The sequence below is a fragment of the Myroides sp. LJL115 genome (assembly GCF_054871665.1).
In genome coordinates this window covers 20,820-39,333 of record NZ_JBTXLS010000015.1, presented here as the reverse complement: position 1 = coordinate 39,333, position 18,514 = coordinate 20,820, and the positions used below count along the sequence as shown (strand labels likewise).

Below are 18,514 nucleotides of genomic sequence, written 5' to 3'. Positions count from 1 at the left end.
AACCACACTAGAAGTCCTATTTTTCTAAAATTATTATTTAATAACAAATACAATATTCATGTATGATCTAGGAGTTGCATTACCAATAACCTTGTAAGTTAAAACTCCATTCTCATCAATTGCTAAATCTTCAAAAACTGAAGTATCATAATAAGAAACATAATAGTACATTTCTCCTCTAGAGTAAACAGCTATTTTTGTTGGTGCTCCTTCACTTGCAACTAAACCACCTGTATAAGTGATAGATGAATTTTCATTTACTCCATGTGAAATATCATGCTCTATACCTTCAAACTGATTTACGTATTCTTGATATAAATCCCTTTTACCCACGCCATTTACAGCGGTATCAAAAATAACAGCTGGCATGTAGAAGAAACGAGGTGCCTCTTTTTTCCAAACTGGTGTACCTTCACTATCCGTTGACAACACATTATCTGCCCCTGCTTTGGCTAAATCAACTGGCTTAATTGTACCATTTTGAATATGATCCGTAGTGATAGATTCTCCTTTTACTCGAATACTTGTGTCTTTTAATGTAGCTCCTATACCATCTACTACTTCAATAGTTGTATTAGTAGAAGGATTTTCCTCATCCTCACTTGGATCAAGCGCCGCTGAAAGGTTTTTACCATTTAAAACATTTTCAACATTTATATCTGGTTTTCCTGGAATCCATTTACCATCTTTAAAAATCAAAGCATTTCCTTCCTCTTTACCATCCGTGTTTAATTCAGTTCCTTGAATTTTGGAAAGAGTATTATTTCCGGCAGTACCAGTAACATCTCCATCTAAAGTTACTGCACCTTGAATTGCTTCCTTAGAAATATTAACCGCATATTTTGTAGTATTTCCTTCGGTAGAAGTAGAAACAGTAGTATTTACACCCTCAATTATTTCAGTCCTTAATTGCCCAGCTTGAACTACATCGGTTAAGTCTAATGGTTCTGATGCTTTACCATTAATAGTAGTAACAAGCTTACCGTCTACAATGCTGTTACCAGCATATTCTATTAAAGTAGTTTCAGATGCTACGCCGTTCACTGTAGAGATTAATGTATTTCCATTACTTTCTGCTTTCTTGGATAAAACATTGGTTGTATTTGGAACAATTTCTGATTGAGGTACCCAAGTAACAGCTCCGTCTTTTGTAGTCATAACAGTGTTATCATCCCCTGGAGTAATGGATAAGGTAACATCTTTTAATGTTGCATTTTCACCGCCTTTCACTGTGATTTCTGTACCTGTAATTCCTTTACTAGAACTAATATTTTCATCCGTTAAAGAAACTTCAGCAACTACACCATTTACCGTACTTGTAAGTTTATTACCGTCTAATGCCAAAGAATTCGAAGTAGCGTCCTTTTTATTTATCCAACTTGTACTTCCATCCGCATTACTTACAAGAATATCACCATCTTCTCCTCCTTTGATTTTATCAGAAGTAACAGCCTTATCACCTAATTTATCCGTTGTTACTCCGCCATCAGAGATTTGAATACCAGCATCAGCTAATAACTTACCAGCTCCGTTAGTATCTGTTATAAACTCTAAACCTCCAGCAAGACTTAGGTTTCCCTTTTTATTTTCAATTTTCGCTACTAATTCATCCAAGGCATCTTGTACATTGTCTGCAGCTAATCCAGAATTTGAGTTATCATATAAGATATTATTGGAATTAACATCGATTGTAGTAAGTACATTACCTTCAGAATCTTTGAAAACATATCTACCTTCATCTTTTGATAAATCTTCTACAATAACTAATGCAGGATCAATTGTTACACCTGATTTTGGAAGAGGAATACCGTCTTTGTCAAAATCCTCTTCATTATAATAAGTGTAAGTACCATTGTCATTCTTAACTAATGTAGTTACAGTCTCGTTAGACTTAACAATATCAGCAATAGTAACCCACTTTAAATTACCTTCTGCATCGGTAATTAACATAGAGTTCTTATCTCCCTCTTTGATTGTGATCTCAAAAGGACTATTTTCTGTACCATCACCAGTTACTTCAATAAAATCATTATCCTTAAAGTTGGTGTTTGAGTTTACTATCTGAGTTAAGTACTCTTCAAAAGAACTATAAGTATCCCCACCTACGGTAATTTCTTCATTTACAATCTGATTGTAAATATTCTCAAAATTCTCCACAACAGAACCTGGAACATTTATAATAGTTTCAGTATTATCTTCACTAGTGTAAGTGTAAGTACCGTCTTTGTTATCTTTTAATGTAGTTACAGTCTCATTGGCATGAAGTAAATCTTTTATATTGATTTCTGTTGAACTACCATCTGAAGATATATAAGTTAAAACACCTTTATCCTTATTGTATTTAAGACTAGTTTTATTTAAATCAAGATGAGTTGGCATCCCATCCGCATCTGTATATATAATTCTATTTTCTTGCGGAGAATATTCAATTCCGCCCACATTTAAATCAACAACCTTAGGTTGTCCCTTTTCATTTACGTAAGTTAAAATATTGGTATCGCGATTATAATCTAAGGTTGTAACTGTTTCGTGAAGTTTAACGATATCACTAAAATTGATTTCAACTTTTTGTCCAGCATCATTAATATGGTATAGTTTATCTCCTTCGTATATAACGTTACCTGAAGTATTTAATACAATTTGCTTAATAAGGTTTTCCACCTTATCACCTTGCATATTTAATATTTGTTCAAACTGATTTACAACAATACTAGGAATTTCACTATCTGAAGCCAAGCGATGCCATGTATCGATAAACCAATAATAATATCCTGGTTTTATACTTGAGTTATCACTTGTGTTAAAAACCATTAAGCTATTAACATTTCCATTGGATATAGTTTTACTGTCCTTGGTATCAGTCAGTTTTACATTAGGAATTAGTAAACCACGGTTGGATGACTCAATAATCAACTCAGCAGATTTATTAGGTTTATTGGTTCCGATTCCTACTTGTGCATTTGCAGATAAAGCCCCCATAACAAGAGCAATTGGTATTAATCTTTTTTTCATAATTTAACTTTTTGCTTAAGCAACGTTTTTAATAGAATTCTTTTTGAATGAAACAATTACCATTTACTGTAGTAAAACTTCAAAGACCACTTTATTTCGTTAGTAGGCTATCACAACAGGGATGGTTACAACAAAAATCTAAAATCCATATCTTAAAAAAGTAGCAAAAAATTAAGGTCGTACAACAACCTAATTAAATGAAACAAATGCAAATAAATGAAAATCAACCCCCTAACATTATGAAACCTATACTTGTATCATAATATTAGAGGGTATCTTAATTTGGAGGAATTTAATTAAACTATATGAAGATTTTGAGAATCTAAAAAAATAAATTAAATTATTATAACAACTAATTCTAATTTATTTAAAATAAAAAATAGAAATATCTCTAAAAATTTTAAAACTCAATGTAGACAGACTAATTAATTAAAACAAAATAAATAGTCTTAAATTCTTTTTATGAAGATTTCAGAAATATGTATTTATAAAGCAATTTAAACCTTGCCTTTTAAATACATCTAAGGCTTTACATCTATTAAGTATTTAAATATATGTATTTTTCACCTTAAAAACAATGTTTTTTGAAAAACATAACTTTTTAAAAATATATCTTCCATTTTGGAGATGCTATTAGTTTGGCTACTCATTCTTTGCTAGAGAAAGTAAAAAATCTAATAACTAATAAGGCTATAAAAGCCCTATATTAAGGAGTAAAAATTAAATCAACAAGCGACTCTACTGCAGCGTTAATTCTCTCTTTCCCTTGGTCGGTTGAAATATCTACTCCACAAAAAGTACTACCATTGCTTGAAGCATGTAGTGATAAGTAATATAACCCTGCTATTTGAATCGCTAGCAAGGCTCTTAAATCCTTGTTTGAATTAGCATACCGATCTTCTACTTTTTGTAAAATATCTACAGATAACTCCTCTCTACTTTGAGCTAGCTTCTTTAAGGTCGGATTATCGTCTCCTAATTCCCAATGAATTAGTTTACGTAAAATCTCTTGCTGATTGAGTGTATTGAACTGTCCTTGAAGTAATGAAGTAATAGCAGTTGTATCCATAGAGGGTAACTCTTCTACTAAGGCTTCTATTTGCTGTTTTCCCTTGTTTTGCCAATAATCATTTTGTTTTAAAAATGTAGTAATAAGATTGTCTACATCTCCAAAATAAAAAGAAATTAAGCGTCTATCCACCCCTGCTTCCTTAGTGATATTAGTAATGGTTAAACCTTGATATCCTTCTCTTTTTAAAACCCTGCCTACGGCATCAATCATATTACTCATGGTTCTTGCTTTATCTCGAATTGGACCAGAGGTAACCTTCCTTGGCTTATTTGAATTGTTCTTTTTTGACTCCATACTAATATAAATAAAATGCTTAAGAATTTTTTTTTGTCTTCCTCTTGTAAAGGCCAGGAAAACACAAGCAGTAAGATAAAGTATTTTTTTTCGCTAAACAAAGAACAAAAGTTAAACTTAGCATCCCCTCTACAGTATAAGACCTTGTAAAAACAATTGTGTTAATTTACCATCCAAATCTTGAGATATAACAAAAATTAATACCCTTATCCTATTATATTATCATTTGGTTTCTAATAATTTAAATAAAATAGAACACCAAAGAGACTACTTTCACTGAAATAATCCAAATATGCCTTTGTAGACATAGTCCAATCTTAAATAAAAAGCATATTTTTTAGTTTCTACTATAATAAAATTTATTTTATAGCTTGTTTTTTTATAACTTTAATACCTATACAAAGGTATTTATATCAACAAAACACCTGTATTTTCTATGCCAAATAAAGAACAAATTATTAAAGAGTATATAAATGGGTATAACCATTTTGATTTAGAGAAAATGCTAGAACACCTCAGTGAGGATATTGAGTTTATGGATATACACGAACATAGACTAGTAATCCACCTTAGAGGATTACAGGCCTTTAAAAAGCAAGCTTGTCTGAACAAGGAGTACTTTAGCTCTAGGAAACAGATCATCAAAAAAATAACCAAGCAAAGCCACAATACTTACTTAGTGGACATTCACTTTAAAGCAACGCTTTGTCAAGACTTACCTAACGGTCTTAAAAAAGGAGAGAATATTCATCTTAAAGGACAAAGTACTTTTGAGTTTAAAGATGCTAAAATCATCAAGTTAACCGATAATAGCCAATAGCATTGTGTACTATATCTATTTTGAGTTTTGTTTTTTTAAAGTTTTACAAAAGTATCTAGCTAATACTAAACCAGCTATGGCTCCACAAAGGTGGGCTTGCCAAGAAATATTATAGGCTAATTGATCATTGGGAAATAGTCCAAAGACTAAACTGTAATAAATAAGCCCTATAGCAAGAGAAACAATTAAGCTAATTATTTTTTTGGTATATAGTCCTGCAAAAAACAAAAAACTAACTAGCATATAAATTAAACCACTAGCCCCTATATGACAAGAAGCAGTTCCTTTTATAAATTCAGGCCAAAGCCATAAAAACAGTCCACTTAATAACCATCCAAAAAAAAAGACCTTCCAAGCCAAAAAACGATAAAATAGAAATAAGGCCAAACAAAGTGGTGCAAGAGCAGCACAATTGGATAAAAGATGAGCAAAATCACCATGAAAAACTGGAGCCAATAAAATACCCTTTAGTCCGCTTAAGTGGTAAGGAATTACGCCATAACATCCTGAGAAAAGACCAATTTTCTGAAGTATAAAAAATAGCCATAACACACCTATTAATACTAAAGTGTTAATCAAATCCCTCTTTGTCAAAAAAAGTTTATTTGCTTTATCTTTCATAAGATAGATTTTAATTGCACAACATCTGGTATTGCTTAAAGCGATGATCTAATACATCCTCTATTAAAAAATAGTTTTCCCATGTATCTAAAACATAGTACAAATCTTGGTCAGCACCTAGGTGGTAACTTTGGGAATAGTCACTAAAATAGTTAGCTATAGAAGTAGAAAACTCTCCATCTTCCTCATAATACTGCAAAGTAAAAGCATTGCCAAGCTCATTGAGTAGGTCACTTGTTAAAATTCCTCTATAATGAAAAAGTAAAAACTGACTACCAGTTAGTTTTCTTTTCTTAATATCTTCTAATTCCTTTCGATGATCTTCCCATATTTTAGAAGACAACAAATTATTATCTAAACACCAAGTAAAATAAATTCCAATATGAGTAGCTCCATTTTCAGGGGGTAAATCAATGGGATATTCACCCTTACAATGCCATATATAATCGTCGTATTTTACCATACACATAAGTTGTAAGACTAAAAATAAAAAACTTCCATAGAATTTGGAGTTTCTTTAGCTCACATTTTACAAAAATACTTATTTTTTTTTAAATTTAAGAAATAGCTAAACAACAAGGATAAAAACGCCCTAATAAAAGTCGTTATTCCATTAATTCATTGTAAATAACATAGTTTTCGAAATCAGCACAAACAAATAACACCTCAAATTTAGTATACCTATCTTTTAGAAATTCTCGCACGGTATCCATAGCAATTTTTGCAGCAAGCCTCTTGTCTACCCCATAGCAATAGGTAGAGATATTACTAAAGGCAATACTTTTATATCCTTTAGCGCAACACAATTCCATGGCATTATAATAGCACAAAGCCAATAATTTCTCAAAATCCTTATATCCAGCAGAATAAAGCGGCACAACGGTGTGAAAAATACTTTTAAAATCTAAATTTCCAGCTTGAGTTTGCACTACAAATCCTATAGGTATTTTTGGATATTTGGCTAAAAACTGCAAACTTTGTAGATAAACTTGTTTACCTGCTTGTTGATGAATTTGCTCATTTACCCCTTTTGCTGGTAATAATTTAGTATTAGCCCCAATAACAATTACCTGAGCCTTAACTTGAGAGATATCTCCTTGAAGTACCTTAATTGCTTTATCCATTATTTAAAACTCTTATAAGAATTTCTTACACAAGTCCTTAAAAAAATCCTCTTCTATGGGAAGAATTTCTTGTAAAAGGACTAGGTAGGCATCCTTTGTTCCACTGTTTTGAATTATTTTTTTTCTGTTTTTTAAAACGAATCCCTCACTAAAGACCATTGATCTACATCCAATTACGTAGACGTAAACTAGTTCTAAATAGGGATACTTATTAGAAAACTCCACTACTCCACTCTCTAAAGCATAAGCTATTTCTTCCTGGCATAAGTCTTGGTCTAAGAAGGATTTAATATCATTATAAAGTACTAATATTTTTTTATCTTTCAAAGTCAAAATATCAATCACCGCTAGTGGAAACAAATACTGTAGTTGTTGAGTGAACTCACTTGGATTGTTTTGAGAAACTTCTAAAAAAAGAAAAGCTACTTCCATAATTAAAGATTTGTCATATACTACAATATAGTATAAACAAGTACTTTAATGAAATAAACTAGATTATTAAACCACGATGACAATGTTAATTCTACTTTAATAAACCTATTCACTACACCCATACAAAGACCCCAAATAAAATAGAAAACACTTTATTTTAAGGCAGTTTCCAATGAGCTATAATCGCCTTCTTATCGCAAAATAAGCTCCTTAACTCCTCTTTAGATAAATCAAACAACAAGAGCTCTTGCTCCCTTAAACGATAGCTATTAAGATTAGTCACCACAGTGGTAGGCTCAAGGGAAAATACCATTACAAAGCCATTATTTTTAATCTCTATACTATGGTCTACCCTTAGTAAATGCTCTTTTATACTTTGATGTAGCATTAGATTAAAATCCATACCTAAACTAAAACTTTCAATATAATCACTAGAGTTAAAATAAAACACCTCCTGTCTTTTAAAATGCTTCTCCTTGGCATTTTGCTCCACTTTTAGATCATTGTTTAGCATTACTAAGTAGCGGTGATAATGTAAAAATTGGCTAAAAATACTTGGAACACTACGGATTGTTGCTACACTTATACGGAAGAGAAAATCTTTTTTTTCATAGCTAGACTCTCTAGGATAGATAAAGTAGGAGAAAGTCTCTCCTCCGGCCCATTGTACAGAGGTTGTTTGATTTTTTGTAACTAAAGACATATTTTTTATTTAAAGATAAATAAAAGCCTTTATTTACAGGGAGAATTCCTTTAAAAAAAACTAGAGAGTTTTAAACTCCCTTCTTTATCTTCTACCTCAACTAAGGGCAATACATTGGGGTGTATTGTATAATTTGAATTGTTCTTTTTAAAAAATTGCAAAGCCCAAAGTATATAAATTAAAAAGAGGCAAATCACAAAGATCATTGCCCTTGTAATTTACCTCTTGCTCTATGAGTATTTCTCTAAGAGTAGCCTTACTATATATAAGACAATCTCCTTAGGATATCATGTTCTTATTCCATGATGAATTTAACATCTTTATTGTACTGCTTGTCGACAACTATCCCAACAAAAGGATGTATAGAGAAACTTCTTTGCTGGTTTTCACTTTCAATAGAGTAGATAAACTCTAAATGGTTTTCTCTGTCCTTTAAGCTAATTGGCTTAATTACAGTTTCTTGATTGGTAACCGGACCTATGATAACAATAACAAAGTATTTATCAAAATCGATAGGAGTTGCCTTGCTATCTTCACTCATTGTTCTGCCTATGGAAAAATAAGTGTCGAATTGTTGTTTTGATTCTATTTTTAAACTAATCACAGAAGTATTCTCAATGGTATTCAGAACAAAATAGTTCTCGATCACCTTATATGGTACTATTGCATTACTTAGAGTTGCAGTCTTTTGGGAAATTTCTTGTTGAACAGTTACAGTTGGCTCTTTGACTTTATCACAAGCTAAAAAGCCCATGCAAGAAATAAGTCCTATTAAAAGTGTCTTTTTCATATTTCATCGTTTAATACCCTATCAACGAAAACAAGACAATTTTAGTATATTCTTCCCTTAAAAAGATTTACGAATTCTGCAAAATATTCCTTTGTAGCACAAAAACAGTGTCATAAGGTGTTTTTCTAGGTTTACGTGGGTAAAACACAATACCAAATTTATTCTCTTCTATAGGGCTAATACTAGATAGAACTAAATTGTTATTATCTATATTAAGCACCTCTTTATTTAAAACATTGGTATAGCCAGATTTGTTTTTATTATAGAAAAGTTCCAATAAGTTATCTTTTTGCACCACTAACCATCCATTACCAAATTCGGTAGTAAATTGAACCGCTGTAGTATCTTGGTTTATTTTCTGAGGATGCCATGTTCCGAAAAACTCGTCCTTTATATCAAATAAATCAATATACATCCCTTGACCTTGGCCATCGATTTCTACTAAGCCTATTTCACCATCCTCTTCACATAAAAGGTAAGAATTTCCCTCAAAAGACAAAGCTAAAGCCTCATGTACAAAAGGAATATCAAACTCCAAAACTCTTCTTCTTAACTCCTTCCCGTTTTGATCTATTTCCCTATGTAGCCAACCCTGTTCTATCTCAGTGATTAGCTGTATAGTGTTACCTGTAACACATACTTTATTATCCTTAGGTAAAGCAATAGCCACTTTGCTTTCCTTTACAATAGCATTATCTTCAAAGTGAATAACGCGCATAGTATCAGCTTTAGCCTCTTTCCACAAATCTACTTCGTAAAAAATAGAGCTATCACTAGTGGTTCCTATAAATCTGCCTTTAAAATCTTTGCTTGTTCTAAAGCCCGTTTCATCAGGAGAAAGCACAGGTTTGCAAAAAGCAAAATCTTTTTCTCCCTCATGCATTACCACCGATACAAAGCTTTCTTTATTTGGGCTAATGAAAAAACAAGGAAGAGTTCCTTTATTCTCTACAACTTCTTTGGTTTGTCCCTGTTGATCTATTATAGTATACACCAACTTAAAATCACTACTATCTGTGGCTTGACTATAAACATAATTTGCCAATAGCAATCCTTGATTGCTCCAACAACTCCCTTTGGCTTGAATAGCAAAAGGCACTTTTATTGTTGTAATTAATCCAAATGATGTTTGTTCGTTCATAAAAAAAATATACTTTTTAATTCCCTACAAAGGTAAGAAAAACAAAATTGTTTAATTGGTTCAGAAAAATACATTTTCCCTTATAAAGGTATTAATGCAGTAGGTTAGGATTAATGGCTACAAACTCCTTATACTCAGGGTACTTCTGTAGCATTGCATCCACGAAACTACAACAAGATACGATTTTCAAAGAATGCTCTTTGACATAATTGATTAATCCCTTTAAAAATAATTCCGTACCCACCCCTTTTTGCCTGTATTTAGACTTTACCATAGTATGGTCAATTACTATGGTATTATCACGAATGTGATAAGCCATCTCCCCAGCACGATGGGTGTCGATAAAGGCCATAAAAAATCCCTTATGTGTTTGATCTTCGTGTGCAATATCCATCGTGAAAGAATTTAAATTATTGAACTAATAAATTTAGCACATATTGTTCTAGATTAAAAATATTAGAAGAGGAATCTGTGTTTGAAAAAAAAACATTCTAAATAAAAAATACAAAATATAAACTAACATTTATCTCTTTATACCAACACATAGGTCAAAACAACATATATATCTTTTTATACCTTTTACTACTAAAATAGCAATGATTTTAAGATATAAATAAATTTCTAAATCATTTATATTATAAAATTTAATAAAAAAGGACATTAATAACACAAATACTACAATTACCTAATAAAAATAAGACAATATTAACAATCGTATTTTAAATTATTATACATATCTCAGGAATTGATGAAAAAAACATATAAATAGCATTTATTTATTAAAATATTACCACATAAATTGCTTTATATCTAATAATATATACTTTTGATATTCAACAAACAATCAAAAAATATGTTACACCTTACAAAACGATTTATTGTCTCACTCTATTTAGTGGTTTTTTTACCCATTAGCCCTGGTAAATTACAAGCCACTAATATCCATTTGGATAAAAGGCAATTAAGTAGCTTAAATTTTACTAAAGACACGCCTTCAAGTTCATTAGCTTTTGCTAAAGACCAAAATGGTAATAGCTGGATTAAAGGGTATTTTAGTCCAAACGAACTAGGAACTCCCATTTCCTTACGCATTATGAGTCCCTTATTACAGGACTATGATCTGTACATTGTTAAAGACAGTAAATATGTCAAGCAAACCCTACCTGTTTACAAAAGGGGAATCATACAAGACAATCTATTCCCTCATTATAACTTCTGCACTTTACACAATGAATTTTACATTCATATTAAACAAAAAGTTGAAAAGAAGATTCCAATTGAAATTTATCAGCGTCAAGACCTACTAGAGCAGTTACAACAGGAAAACGCTACTTCTTACTTAGCCCTTTACTCTGCTATAGTTTGTTTATTATTTAGTCTTGTCTCCTATTTTACAATTATGAAAATTTTGCCTTTAAAAAAAACACTGATTTTATATTATACTAGTATTTTACTACTTCTTTTATATAATTATGGCTTTATCTCCTATATAACCCAAAGTAAATGGCTAGTTAAAAACTTTTTACTCCTTGCCATTCCCTTAAGTACATGGACTGGAATCCTTTTAATATATAAAATAGGAGATAGCAGTTACTTTAATAGAAGTAATTTTCTTAAAAACAGCTTCTTACTCATTCTAGCAATTAGTTTTTCTATTGTCTATTTTTTTTATCCTTTAAAGGCATTCCTATTGTGTATAAGCATTTTAATCTTCCTTAGTTTATTGGTTGCTTTAACCTTGAGTTTTCTTTCCAATTACTATTCCACAAAATTTAAACTACTATTCCTGTTTACCGTTTTATCCATGCTACTTACCTACTCTTTACTCATTCAAATGACTATGAACTATAGTCTAAACTATAATGAGTATCTGCCACTTTGGAATTATATGGTAGTGATAGTTCTTATATCCTCTTACGGTCTATCTATTTTAAAATCTAAACAATTATCTTACAAACAACAACTACTACAGGACTCTTTAAGGGATGTGCACGATGTAAGCTCAGAGGTACTCAATAAATGGCAAGAAGAAGATTTTCTTAAAAAATGTGTCACTTATGCTAAAAACCAGCATAACTTAACCAATCGAGAAGCGGATACATTATTTTATATTTGGCAGGAGAATAGCATAAAACAAATTTCTGAACAGATGTTTGTATCCCCTAGTACAATAAAATTCCATACCACAAGAGTATACAGTAAAATAAAAGTTAAAAATCGCACCCAAGCTCTAGAACTTAGAGACCATTATTTAAAAACAATGTCTTAGACTAAAACAAAAAAGCCTTGTAACAAATCAACAAGGCTTTTTTTGGCTTTTTTTTGTTGTACCACAACATCTAAAGTGAATATAAGGCGTATAGTTTCCAGGTAGAAAGCCACTCCAAAAGTGCTAATTAGCAGTTTAAAGCATCTTTGAAAACTTTACTTTCTACTAGGTGAAGACCTCTTTTAATAGATCTGTTCAAGACCTTTAGCGTGCTTACCAAGGTTTTTTAAATAGATCTAAAGTTAAAAACAGTTGATGAGAGCCTACATTATAAGAGTGTAGGCTATTGAGAGACATGGTATAAGAATATCCTAAAAGCAAATTAGGTGAAAGCCTATAGGCTGCTAAAAAACCCATCGAAGACTTATTACGATAGGATAATCCTAAATCAATTCTTTGCTTAAAGCTAGCTATACCATTTACTTCAAAACCTAAAGTATAGGGTCTATGTATTTTTAAAAGTCCTGTAGCTAGAAGATTTAAGCTTGGATTAATATAAAAATCATATCCCCCATGTATATACATTACAGGACTTCTCTTTAAAACAGGCAACACTTTATTTTGATATACTTTATTAGGTATTAAGTCCAAAATAGACACCCCAATGTATGCACTGTTCATTTCCAATACAGCTCCCAAACCAATATTGGGATTGATTTTTTTTAACTGCCCTAGATCCCAATAAGGATCACTAGTATCTAAAAAAGTGAGATCATTATAATTAATCTGCGTTCGCTGCATAGCTGCCTTTAAACCAATGCGTAGAGCATAACCAGAACTTAGCTCCACCCCATAAGATAAATTAAGTGCTACATCTAACTGATCAATCACACCAATAGATTCTTGTACGACATTTAAGCCCATACCAAAAGCGGAATATCCAATCAGACTATTAGCAGAAAGTTCAACAGACTTTGGCGCCCCTTGTAATCCAACCCATTGGGTGCTATACCCTGCAAAAATATGAGGGCCATTCTTAAAATATATAAAACCTGGATTAAAAACCGAAGCATTATACACTGTTTGGGTAATCCCCCCAGCCTCTTGAGAAAAGCTAGGTAAACAACATCCCAACCCAGCTAGTAACAAAGCTAAAAAATGAGATAACAAACTAGTCCTTTTCATAATTCTATGTATTAAATCGTTTCTAAATGAAGGTTACCAGATTTTGTAATCATCCTGTATTGCTCTTTTTGGCCCAATTGATACTTTAGTACATAGTAATAAGTGCCAGAGGGTAATTTCTTACCATTTTGCATACCTGTAAATACATTTGTACTTCCATCTGCGTATTTATCATAATCCTTTACTGCAAATACTTTCACTCCCCAACGGTCATAAATCTCCACTTGAGTAGAAGAGTACTTATGAATATTTTGAATATAGAGGTAGTCGTTTTTACCATCGTGGTTAGCAGAAACAAAATTATACACTAAAACATCCCCAGGTAAAAGTTGGTCTTTATCCACATAGGCAAGAGTAACAACAGAAGTCTGTGGCCTTAAGTTTAAGCTAGCCCCAATATATGCTCCATCTTTTTCTACTTTACCTCCTTTATCTTCCCAAATACCTAGGAGTTCATTCCACTGTACTATAGATAAGGCCTCAAGACTATCGGTAGTATCTAGAGTTCTTTTGTCTATACTTAAGCTCAAAAAAACCGCGCCAGTAGTCTTCTTGTCTTTATCTATAACCCAATATTCCTGGTTATTTATACTTTTAATGATACTAGCTTTATTTTCTCTTGTAGAAAAGAAATCTTGATCACCATAAACATACTTAACCTTAAAGGCAGCTTTGGGACAGTCTACAGCAGCAATAACAAGGGGGCGATATAAATTATTATCGCCAATTGGAAATGTATAGGAATGCTTTCCATGTTTCTCTATGCTTCCTTGTACATAACTTAAATCATTTGCTCCTGAGGCAGTACTTTTATTATTTACAGCAATTGCACCTAAAGTTCTATGGTCGGTAGTTTTTTGAACCTCATCCATAAAAATAATGCCTTGGACAAAGTCCATTTGTCCATAAACATCTAAGTTACTTTTAAGGGTAAAGCCATCACTATCTCCAAAAGAGTTCCAGGTAATATCGTTAAACTTAGAGATCGACTCTCCAGAAATAATTTTAGATTCTTCCCTTATATTTTCAAACACACTATGCGACTTATCGCTATTGCTCTCAAAAAAACCGTCATTGTGAAAATCATCAAAAAAATAGGTGACCCCTTTGCTAGAAACTTGTGCATCAGACAAGCCAACAAACTTATAACTAGTGCTTAGCACTCCTTGGGCCCCAATGCTCAAATAACCATTTATAGTCAAAGCAGGGGAAACTTGTTCTTGCCAATTATACGCTATAGACAATGAAGTATATAGAAGCATAAATAGACTAAGAATATATTTATGAGAATATATCTGTATCATAAAAATCCGGATTAATACATGAAACAATGAAAGGATTATTTTAAACGAAATACTAAATTCAAGGAACTTACACTACTTTTCTTTGCACTATCCTTTGCTTTAAAACTCAAGACTCCCTCTTTAGAGAGTGAAACAACTTCCAAGTAATCCTGATCCATTTTAGTTACAAAATAATCTATCTCGGAGGCTTTGAGCTCTTGCACAGTACTCTGGGTATTGCTTTGAATAAGAGGAGTTCCAAAAGATTCTTGGTAAAGGCTATAGAGATTAATTTCTTGGATTTGCTGGGTTGGAAGAACAGAAAAAGAATACTGATAAATAAAAATTGCATTGCATTGTAAGCTATTACTACTTTTTGAGTCACTACTAAATCTCTGGTTATTTAAAGCAGTAGTTCCTGGAGTAAAACGGGTAGTTTGTGCAAAGGTATCTTTGCAAATTAAGGTATTAGCATTCACCCATTCTACCCCGCTTTCGTCAGCACTTGTAATCAAAACTTGATTAGCTTTTCCAGGTTTAATTTCTAAGAGAACATCCTTGGGATTTTCTTGACTAGACCTTTTAACTTCTAAGGTCTTTGATTGAATATCTCCCCTTTTAATGTGCTCACTTATTCTATTTATATCTACTTCAAGACTATTAGATTCGAAATTAACCTTTAAACCTTCCCCAACAAAATCTAAGTCTAATTTATGGACAGAAACTGACTCATCTCTAAGCATGCTGTTAGAGATTTTATTGGTCAAATTAACCCAAGCTTCTACTTCATTGACTTTAGTTTTTAGGATATTATCAATAAAAGATATTTCATTTTTAAAGTCGGATAATAATTTTGAACTATCTCTCCACTCTACTCCGCTCCCAAAATTATTGGTAACTAGTATCTGATTCGCTAAGCCGTGTTTAATGTTTATCTCTAAATCTCCTAATAGAGCATCACTATCTCCTAAAATAGTAAGGCTATTTGTACTAATATTTCCATAAGTTAGATTATCTTTAATTTCTTTAAAATCTACTTCCAATACCCCCGTATTTGGGTTTTTAATCAAGCCAGGCCCTGCAATATCACTACTTATCTTAAATCGTGTTACTGCAAAATTCCTTAGCATATCTGTGGTTATCTTACTAGTTAGATCCACACTTGCTTTGGTGCCTTGTACATTTGAAACTAATTTATTTCCCTCTAAATCCAAAGAATTCTCTATGTCTATGCTTTGATTTAGCCATGCTATATCTCCATCGTTATTTACCGATAAAACCTGTCCTTTGTTTCCTTTTACCAATTGATCTAAACTTAGTATACCTGAGAGATCCTCTAAGGAAATCTCTTGGGAATCGACCTCTAAAATTCCTTCTTGGTCAATTTGTAATCCCGCACCAGGCTTAATAACTCCTTGGCTTTGCTTGGTGGCTATTGGTACATTAAGGCTGTAATATTTGGTGTTATCTTCAAGCCTTTGGCTTATTTTAACATGCTTGGAAGTGATGGTATCTAAGATAATAGCATCGTAACTTCCCTTTAAGAGTGGCTTTAAATCTACATTATTTACTTTATTATGCTCGTCTTTATATAGTAAGATATTATTGACAGTATCAAGTTGTAAAGAAGTAAGACTTTGTTGCTCAGCTATTTTGCTATTTAAAGCATTATCTAAAGAAATAGGCTTCTTATCCTCTAAAGCTCGTTGAATATCCGATATAACATCTATGGTTGTAGTCTCAGAGTCTTCATTAGTAAAGGTATATATCCCATTTTGCATATTTTCCAAAGAGGTTTTTTTCTGATTATCCCAAACAATGCGCTTTAAATCAATGGTGGAAGCCTGGTTATTTTGATCCTCAAAATGCAATAACCCCTGTTTATAATCTACTTTTAAAAGGGAAACTCCTTGAAATCCCTCTACTACTTGTTTTAAATCTAGTGTAGTAGTATTTTTATTTTCATCCAAAAAGGCTAACACTCCTGTAACTGAATCATAGGACAAAATAGTTAAGTCTTGTTCCAATTTGATTTCCCTTTCTATATCCTGCTCATCTTTATAATACAGCGTATTGTCTTTAAACCATACATTTCCACTGGTTTTTTCTATTAATTCCAATAGAAACTCTTTAATGACAGTATTAGTGAATACTTTTTCTAATTCCTGAATTACAATCAGAGGAATATCCTCAATAAGGGCAATTCTGTTCCATTTACCATAAGCCCAATAGTAATATCCTGGACTTAACTCAGAATTAGAAGTGGTATTATAAAGAATAAGACTTTCTATATTACCAGCTTTTATACTATGGGTATCTTGCAAAGAATGTAATGCTATTCGAGGCATAATAAAACCTCTTGAATTGGACTCTAAGATTAACTCCGCAGAGGCATTAGGGTGATTGGTTCCAATTGCAACTTGAGCTTTTCCCAACAAAGGAAAAACAAGGCATAATAATGCCCATACGATTTTTTTTGATTTCATAGGTTTAATAATTTGATAGTTAGATTTACCTTGGATCTTTTTCAAGTAAAAAGGCCAACATTGTAAAATTGCAAATTAAAACCACTAAAAAACCTAATACTCAACTAGTTACATGTATTTCTATACTCTCCTAATACCTCTACCTAACCCTTTAAAAACCAATACCATACCTTTTAAAAAACTAGAGCATTATACTACAAGGCTTGTAAAGGGCGTCTTTAGATACCCTACTAGATTAAAACACTAATTAACACCATCACACCTCTTGAATTAAGTTTTCTATACCTTTTACCATCCAAAATCTAGCCTATTTACAATAGGGTCTACTAGCATTTATGGGAAACAAGTTCACTTAAAACAAAAAAATCCACCCTATAATTTGTCAAAAACAAACCATAGGGTGGATTTTTACGGATTATAATAAAGTATTTGTTCTAATCTAGAAAACTAAGAGATTGCATAATAGCCTTTGAACTAAGCTGTAACTCATTGTTTTTCTGCACATTTAACAATACTTGAGTCACAAAACTTACCGCTTTTTCAGTGGCTTGTAGTATATCTTTTCCCTGATGTAGTTGACTTGTAAAAACAGAGGCAAATAAATCTCCTGTACCCACTGCCTGTAAATGCACAAAAGAAGTTTTAAATCGATGTATCTCACCTTGTCTAACTACAATGACCTCCAAAGTATCCTCAGGTGTATCCTCTAGTACCGCGCCAGTAAGTACAATTGTCTTATCCTTTAATAATCTATGCGATATAACGCTCTGTTGTAAATCTTTCTGCGTAGAAATCTTTCTCTGTAAAATAAATTCTACCTCGAAATGATTAGGAGTAATAATATCTGCTAATTCCAATAGATGATCTAAAGAATAATGGGCTACATCTTCTTCAATATATAATCCATTAGCCCTAGTATCTCCAAAAACTGGATCATATACATAGAGGGCTGTAGGGTTCACTTGTTTATAGTATTTTATAAACGAGCTACTAATATCTATTAATTCCTTTGTATTTATATAACCTGTTATTAAGTATTTACTCTTTTGGCACAGATTAATTTCTTTCACCCCTTTAATAAGTAGAGAAAACAATTCCGGAGTAATTACCTCCCCATAATAGACATTATCTTCTGCGTGTGTAGAAAGCAGTACAGTTGGTAAAATAACAACCTCTATACCATGTAAGCGAATAGCAAAGCTTGCAATACTATTTCCTACATAACCATAAGAAACCAAGCTTTGTATAGAGATGATACTATTTTGTTGCATAAGTGTTTTTTTGAGTGTTAGTAACTATGGAAGTATACAGCTATAACAAAGGCCAAGTTCCAAAGCAAACA

The 18,514-nt window shown here is 32.0% G+C and carries 16 protein-coding genes; 2 read left to right on the top strand and 14 right to left on the bottom strand.

Annotation, left to right across the window (positions count from 1 at the left end):
* Positions 1 to 33 precede the first annotated feature (33 nt).
* Both ACYSNX_RS05695 and ACYSNX_RS05690 read right to left on the bottom strand, forming a co-directional pair.
* Positions 34 to 3,012, bottom strand: coding sequence for a hypothetical protein (locus ACYSNX_RS05695; RefSeq protein WP_461753720.1), 2,979 nt, complete (start codon positions 3,010 to 3,012; stop codon positions 34 to 36).
* A 706-nt stretch (positions 3,013 to 3,718) separates the two neighbouring features.
* Positions 3,719 to 4,378, bottom strand: a complete 660-nt coding sequence (locus ACYSNX_RS05690; protein ID WP_461753719.1) for a TetR/AcrR family transcriptional regulator — start codon at positions 4,376 to 4,378, stop codon at positions 3,719 to 3,721.
* A 436-nt stretch (positions 4,379 to 4,814) separates the two neighbouring features.
* On the opposite strand from ACYSNX_RS05690, the gene ACYSNX_RS05685 reads away from it, so the two are divergent.
* Complete coding sequence (locus ACYSNX_RS05685; protein WP_461753718.1) at positions 4,815 to 5,198, top strand: nuclear transport factor 2 family protein; 384 nt, start codon at positions 4,815 to 4,817, stop codon at positions 5,196 to 5,198.
* Between the two features lie 15 nt (positions 5,199 to 5,213).
* On the opposite strand, the gene ACYSNX_RS05680 is transcribed toward ACYSNX_RS05685, so the two are convergent.
* The 8 genes from ACYSNX_RS05680 to ACYSNX_RS05645 all read right to left on the bottom strand — a co-directional run bounded on the left by ACYSNX_RS05680 (position 5,214) and on the right by ACYSNX_RS05645 (position 10,403).
* On the bottom strand, positions 5,214 to 5,819 hold the full coding sequence (locus tag ACYSNX_RS05680; RefSeq protein WP_461753717.1) for a rhomboid family intramembrane serine protease: 606 nt from the start codon (positions 5,817 to 5,819) through the stop codon (positions 5,214 to 5,216).
* A gap of 10 nt (positions 5,820 to 5,829) precedes the next feature.
* Entirely contained in the window at positions 5,830 to 6,282 is a 453-nt protein-coding gene (locus ACYSNX_RS05675; protein ID WP_461753716.1) for a DUF7832 domain-containing protein, read from the bottom strand.
* Positions 6,283 to 6,424: 142 nt separating this feature from the next.
* The gene (locus ACYSNX_RS05670; protein ID WP_461753715.1) at positions 6,425 to 6,943 is read right to left on the bottom strand and encodes a macro domain-containing protein; all 519 of its coding nucleotides are present in this window, start codon (positions 6,941 to 6,943) and stop codon (positions 6,425 to 6,427) included.
* Positions 6,944 to 6,955: 12 nt separating this feature from the next.
* Entirely contained in the window at positions 6,956 to 7,375 is a 420-nt protein-coding gene (locus ACYSNX_RS05665) for a hypothetical protein (RefSeq protein ID WP_461753714.1), read from the bottom strand.
* A 157-nt stretch (positions 7,376 to 7,532) separates the two neighbouring features.
* The gene (locus ACYSNX_RS05660; protein WP_461753713.1) at positions 7,533 to 8,078 is read right to left on the bottom strand and encodes a HutD family protein; all 546 of its coding nucleotides are present in this window, start codon (positions 8,076 to 8,078) and stop codon (positions 7,533 to 7,535) included.
* Between the two features lie 295 nt (positions 8,079 to 8,373).
* Positions 8,374 to 8,868 carry a hypothetical protein gene (locus tag ACYSNX_RS05655; RefSeq protein WP_461753712.1) on the bottom strand — a complete coding sequence of 165 codons (495 nt, stop codon included), beginning with the start codon at positions 8,866 to 8,868 and terminating at the stop codon, positions 8,374 to 8,376.
* Between the two features lie 67 nt (positions 8,869 to 8,935).
* Positions 8,936 to 10,009, bottom strand: a complete 1,074-nt coding sequence (locus ACYSNX_RS05650) for a hypothetical protein (RefSeq protein ID WP_461753711.1) — start codon at positions 10,007 to 10,009, stop codon at positions 8,936 to 8,938.
* Between the two features lie 91 nt (positions 10,010 to 10,100).
* Entirely contained in the window at positions 10,101 to 10,403 is a 303-nt protein-coding gene (locus ACYSNX_RS05645) for a GNAT family N-acetyltransferase (protein ID WP_461753710.1), read from the bottom strand.
* A 459-nt stretch (positions 10,404 to 10,862) separates the two neighbouring features.
* Between ACYSNX_RS05645 and ACYSNX_RS05640 the strand changes: the two genes are divergently transcribed.
* Positions 10,863 to 12,278, top strand: coding sequence for a response regulator transcription factor (locus ACYSNX_RS05640; protein ID WP_461753709.1), 1,416 nt, complete (start codon positions 10,863 to 10,865; stop codon positions 12,276 to 12,278).
* 213 nt (positions 12,279 to 12,491) lie between these two features.
* Here the strand turns inward: ACYSNX_RS05640 and ACYSNX_RS05635 are convergent, their stop codons facing one another.
* The 4 genes from ACYSNX_RS05635 to pdxY all read right to left on the bottom strand — a co-directional run bounded on the left by ACYSNX_RS05635 (position 12,492) and on the right by pdxY (position 18,443).
* Positions 12,492 to 13,403: a PorP/SprF family type IX secretion system membrane protein gene (locus tag ACYSNX_RS05635; RefSeq protein WP_461753708.1), complete on the bottom strand. Its 912-nt coding sequence runs from the start codon at positions 13,401 to 13,403 to the stop codon at positions 12,492 to 12,494.
* Between the two features lie 11 nt (positions 13,404 to 13,414).
* Positions 13,415 to 14,707, bottom strand: a complete 1,293-nt coding sequence (locus ACYSNX_RS05630; RefSeq protein WP_461753707.1) for a gliding motility-associated C-terminal domain-containing protein — start codon at positions 14,705 to 14,707, stop codon at positions 13,415 to 13,417.
* Positions 14,708 to 14,742: 35 nt separating this feature from the next.
* The gene (locus tag ACYSNX_RS05625) at positions 14,743 to 17,172 is read right to left on the bottom strand and encodes a hypothetical protein (protein WP_461753706.1); all 2,430 of its coding nucleotides are present in this window, start codon (positions 17,170 to 17,172) and stop codon (positions 14,743 to 14,745) included.
* Positions 17,173 to 17,606: 434 nt separating this feature from the next.
* The gene (gene pdxY / locus ACYSNX_RS05620; RefSeq protein ID WP_461753705.1) at positions 17,607 to 18,443 is read right to left on the bottom strand and encodes a pyridoxal kinase; all 837 of its coding nucleotides are present in this window, start codon (positions 18,441 to 18,443) and stop codon (positions 17,607 to 17,609) included.
* Positions 18,444 to 18,514: the final 71 nt, after the last annotated feature.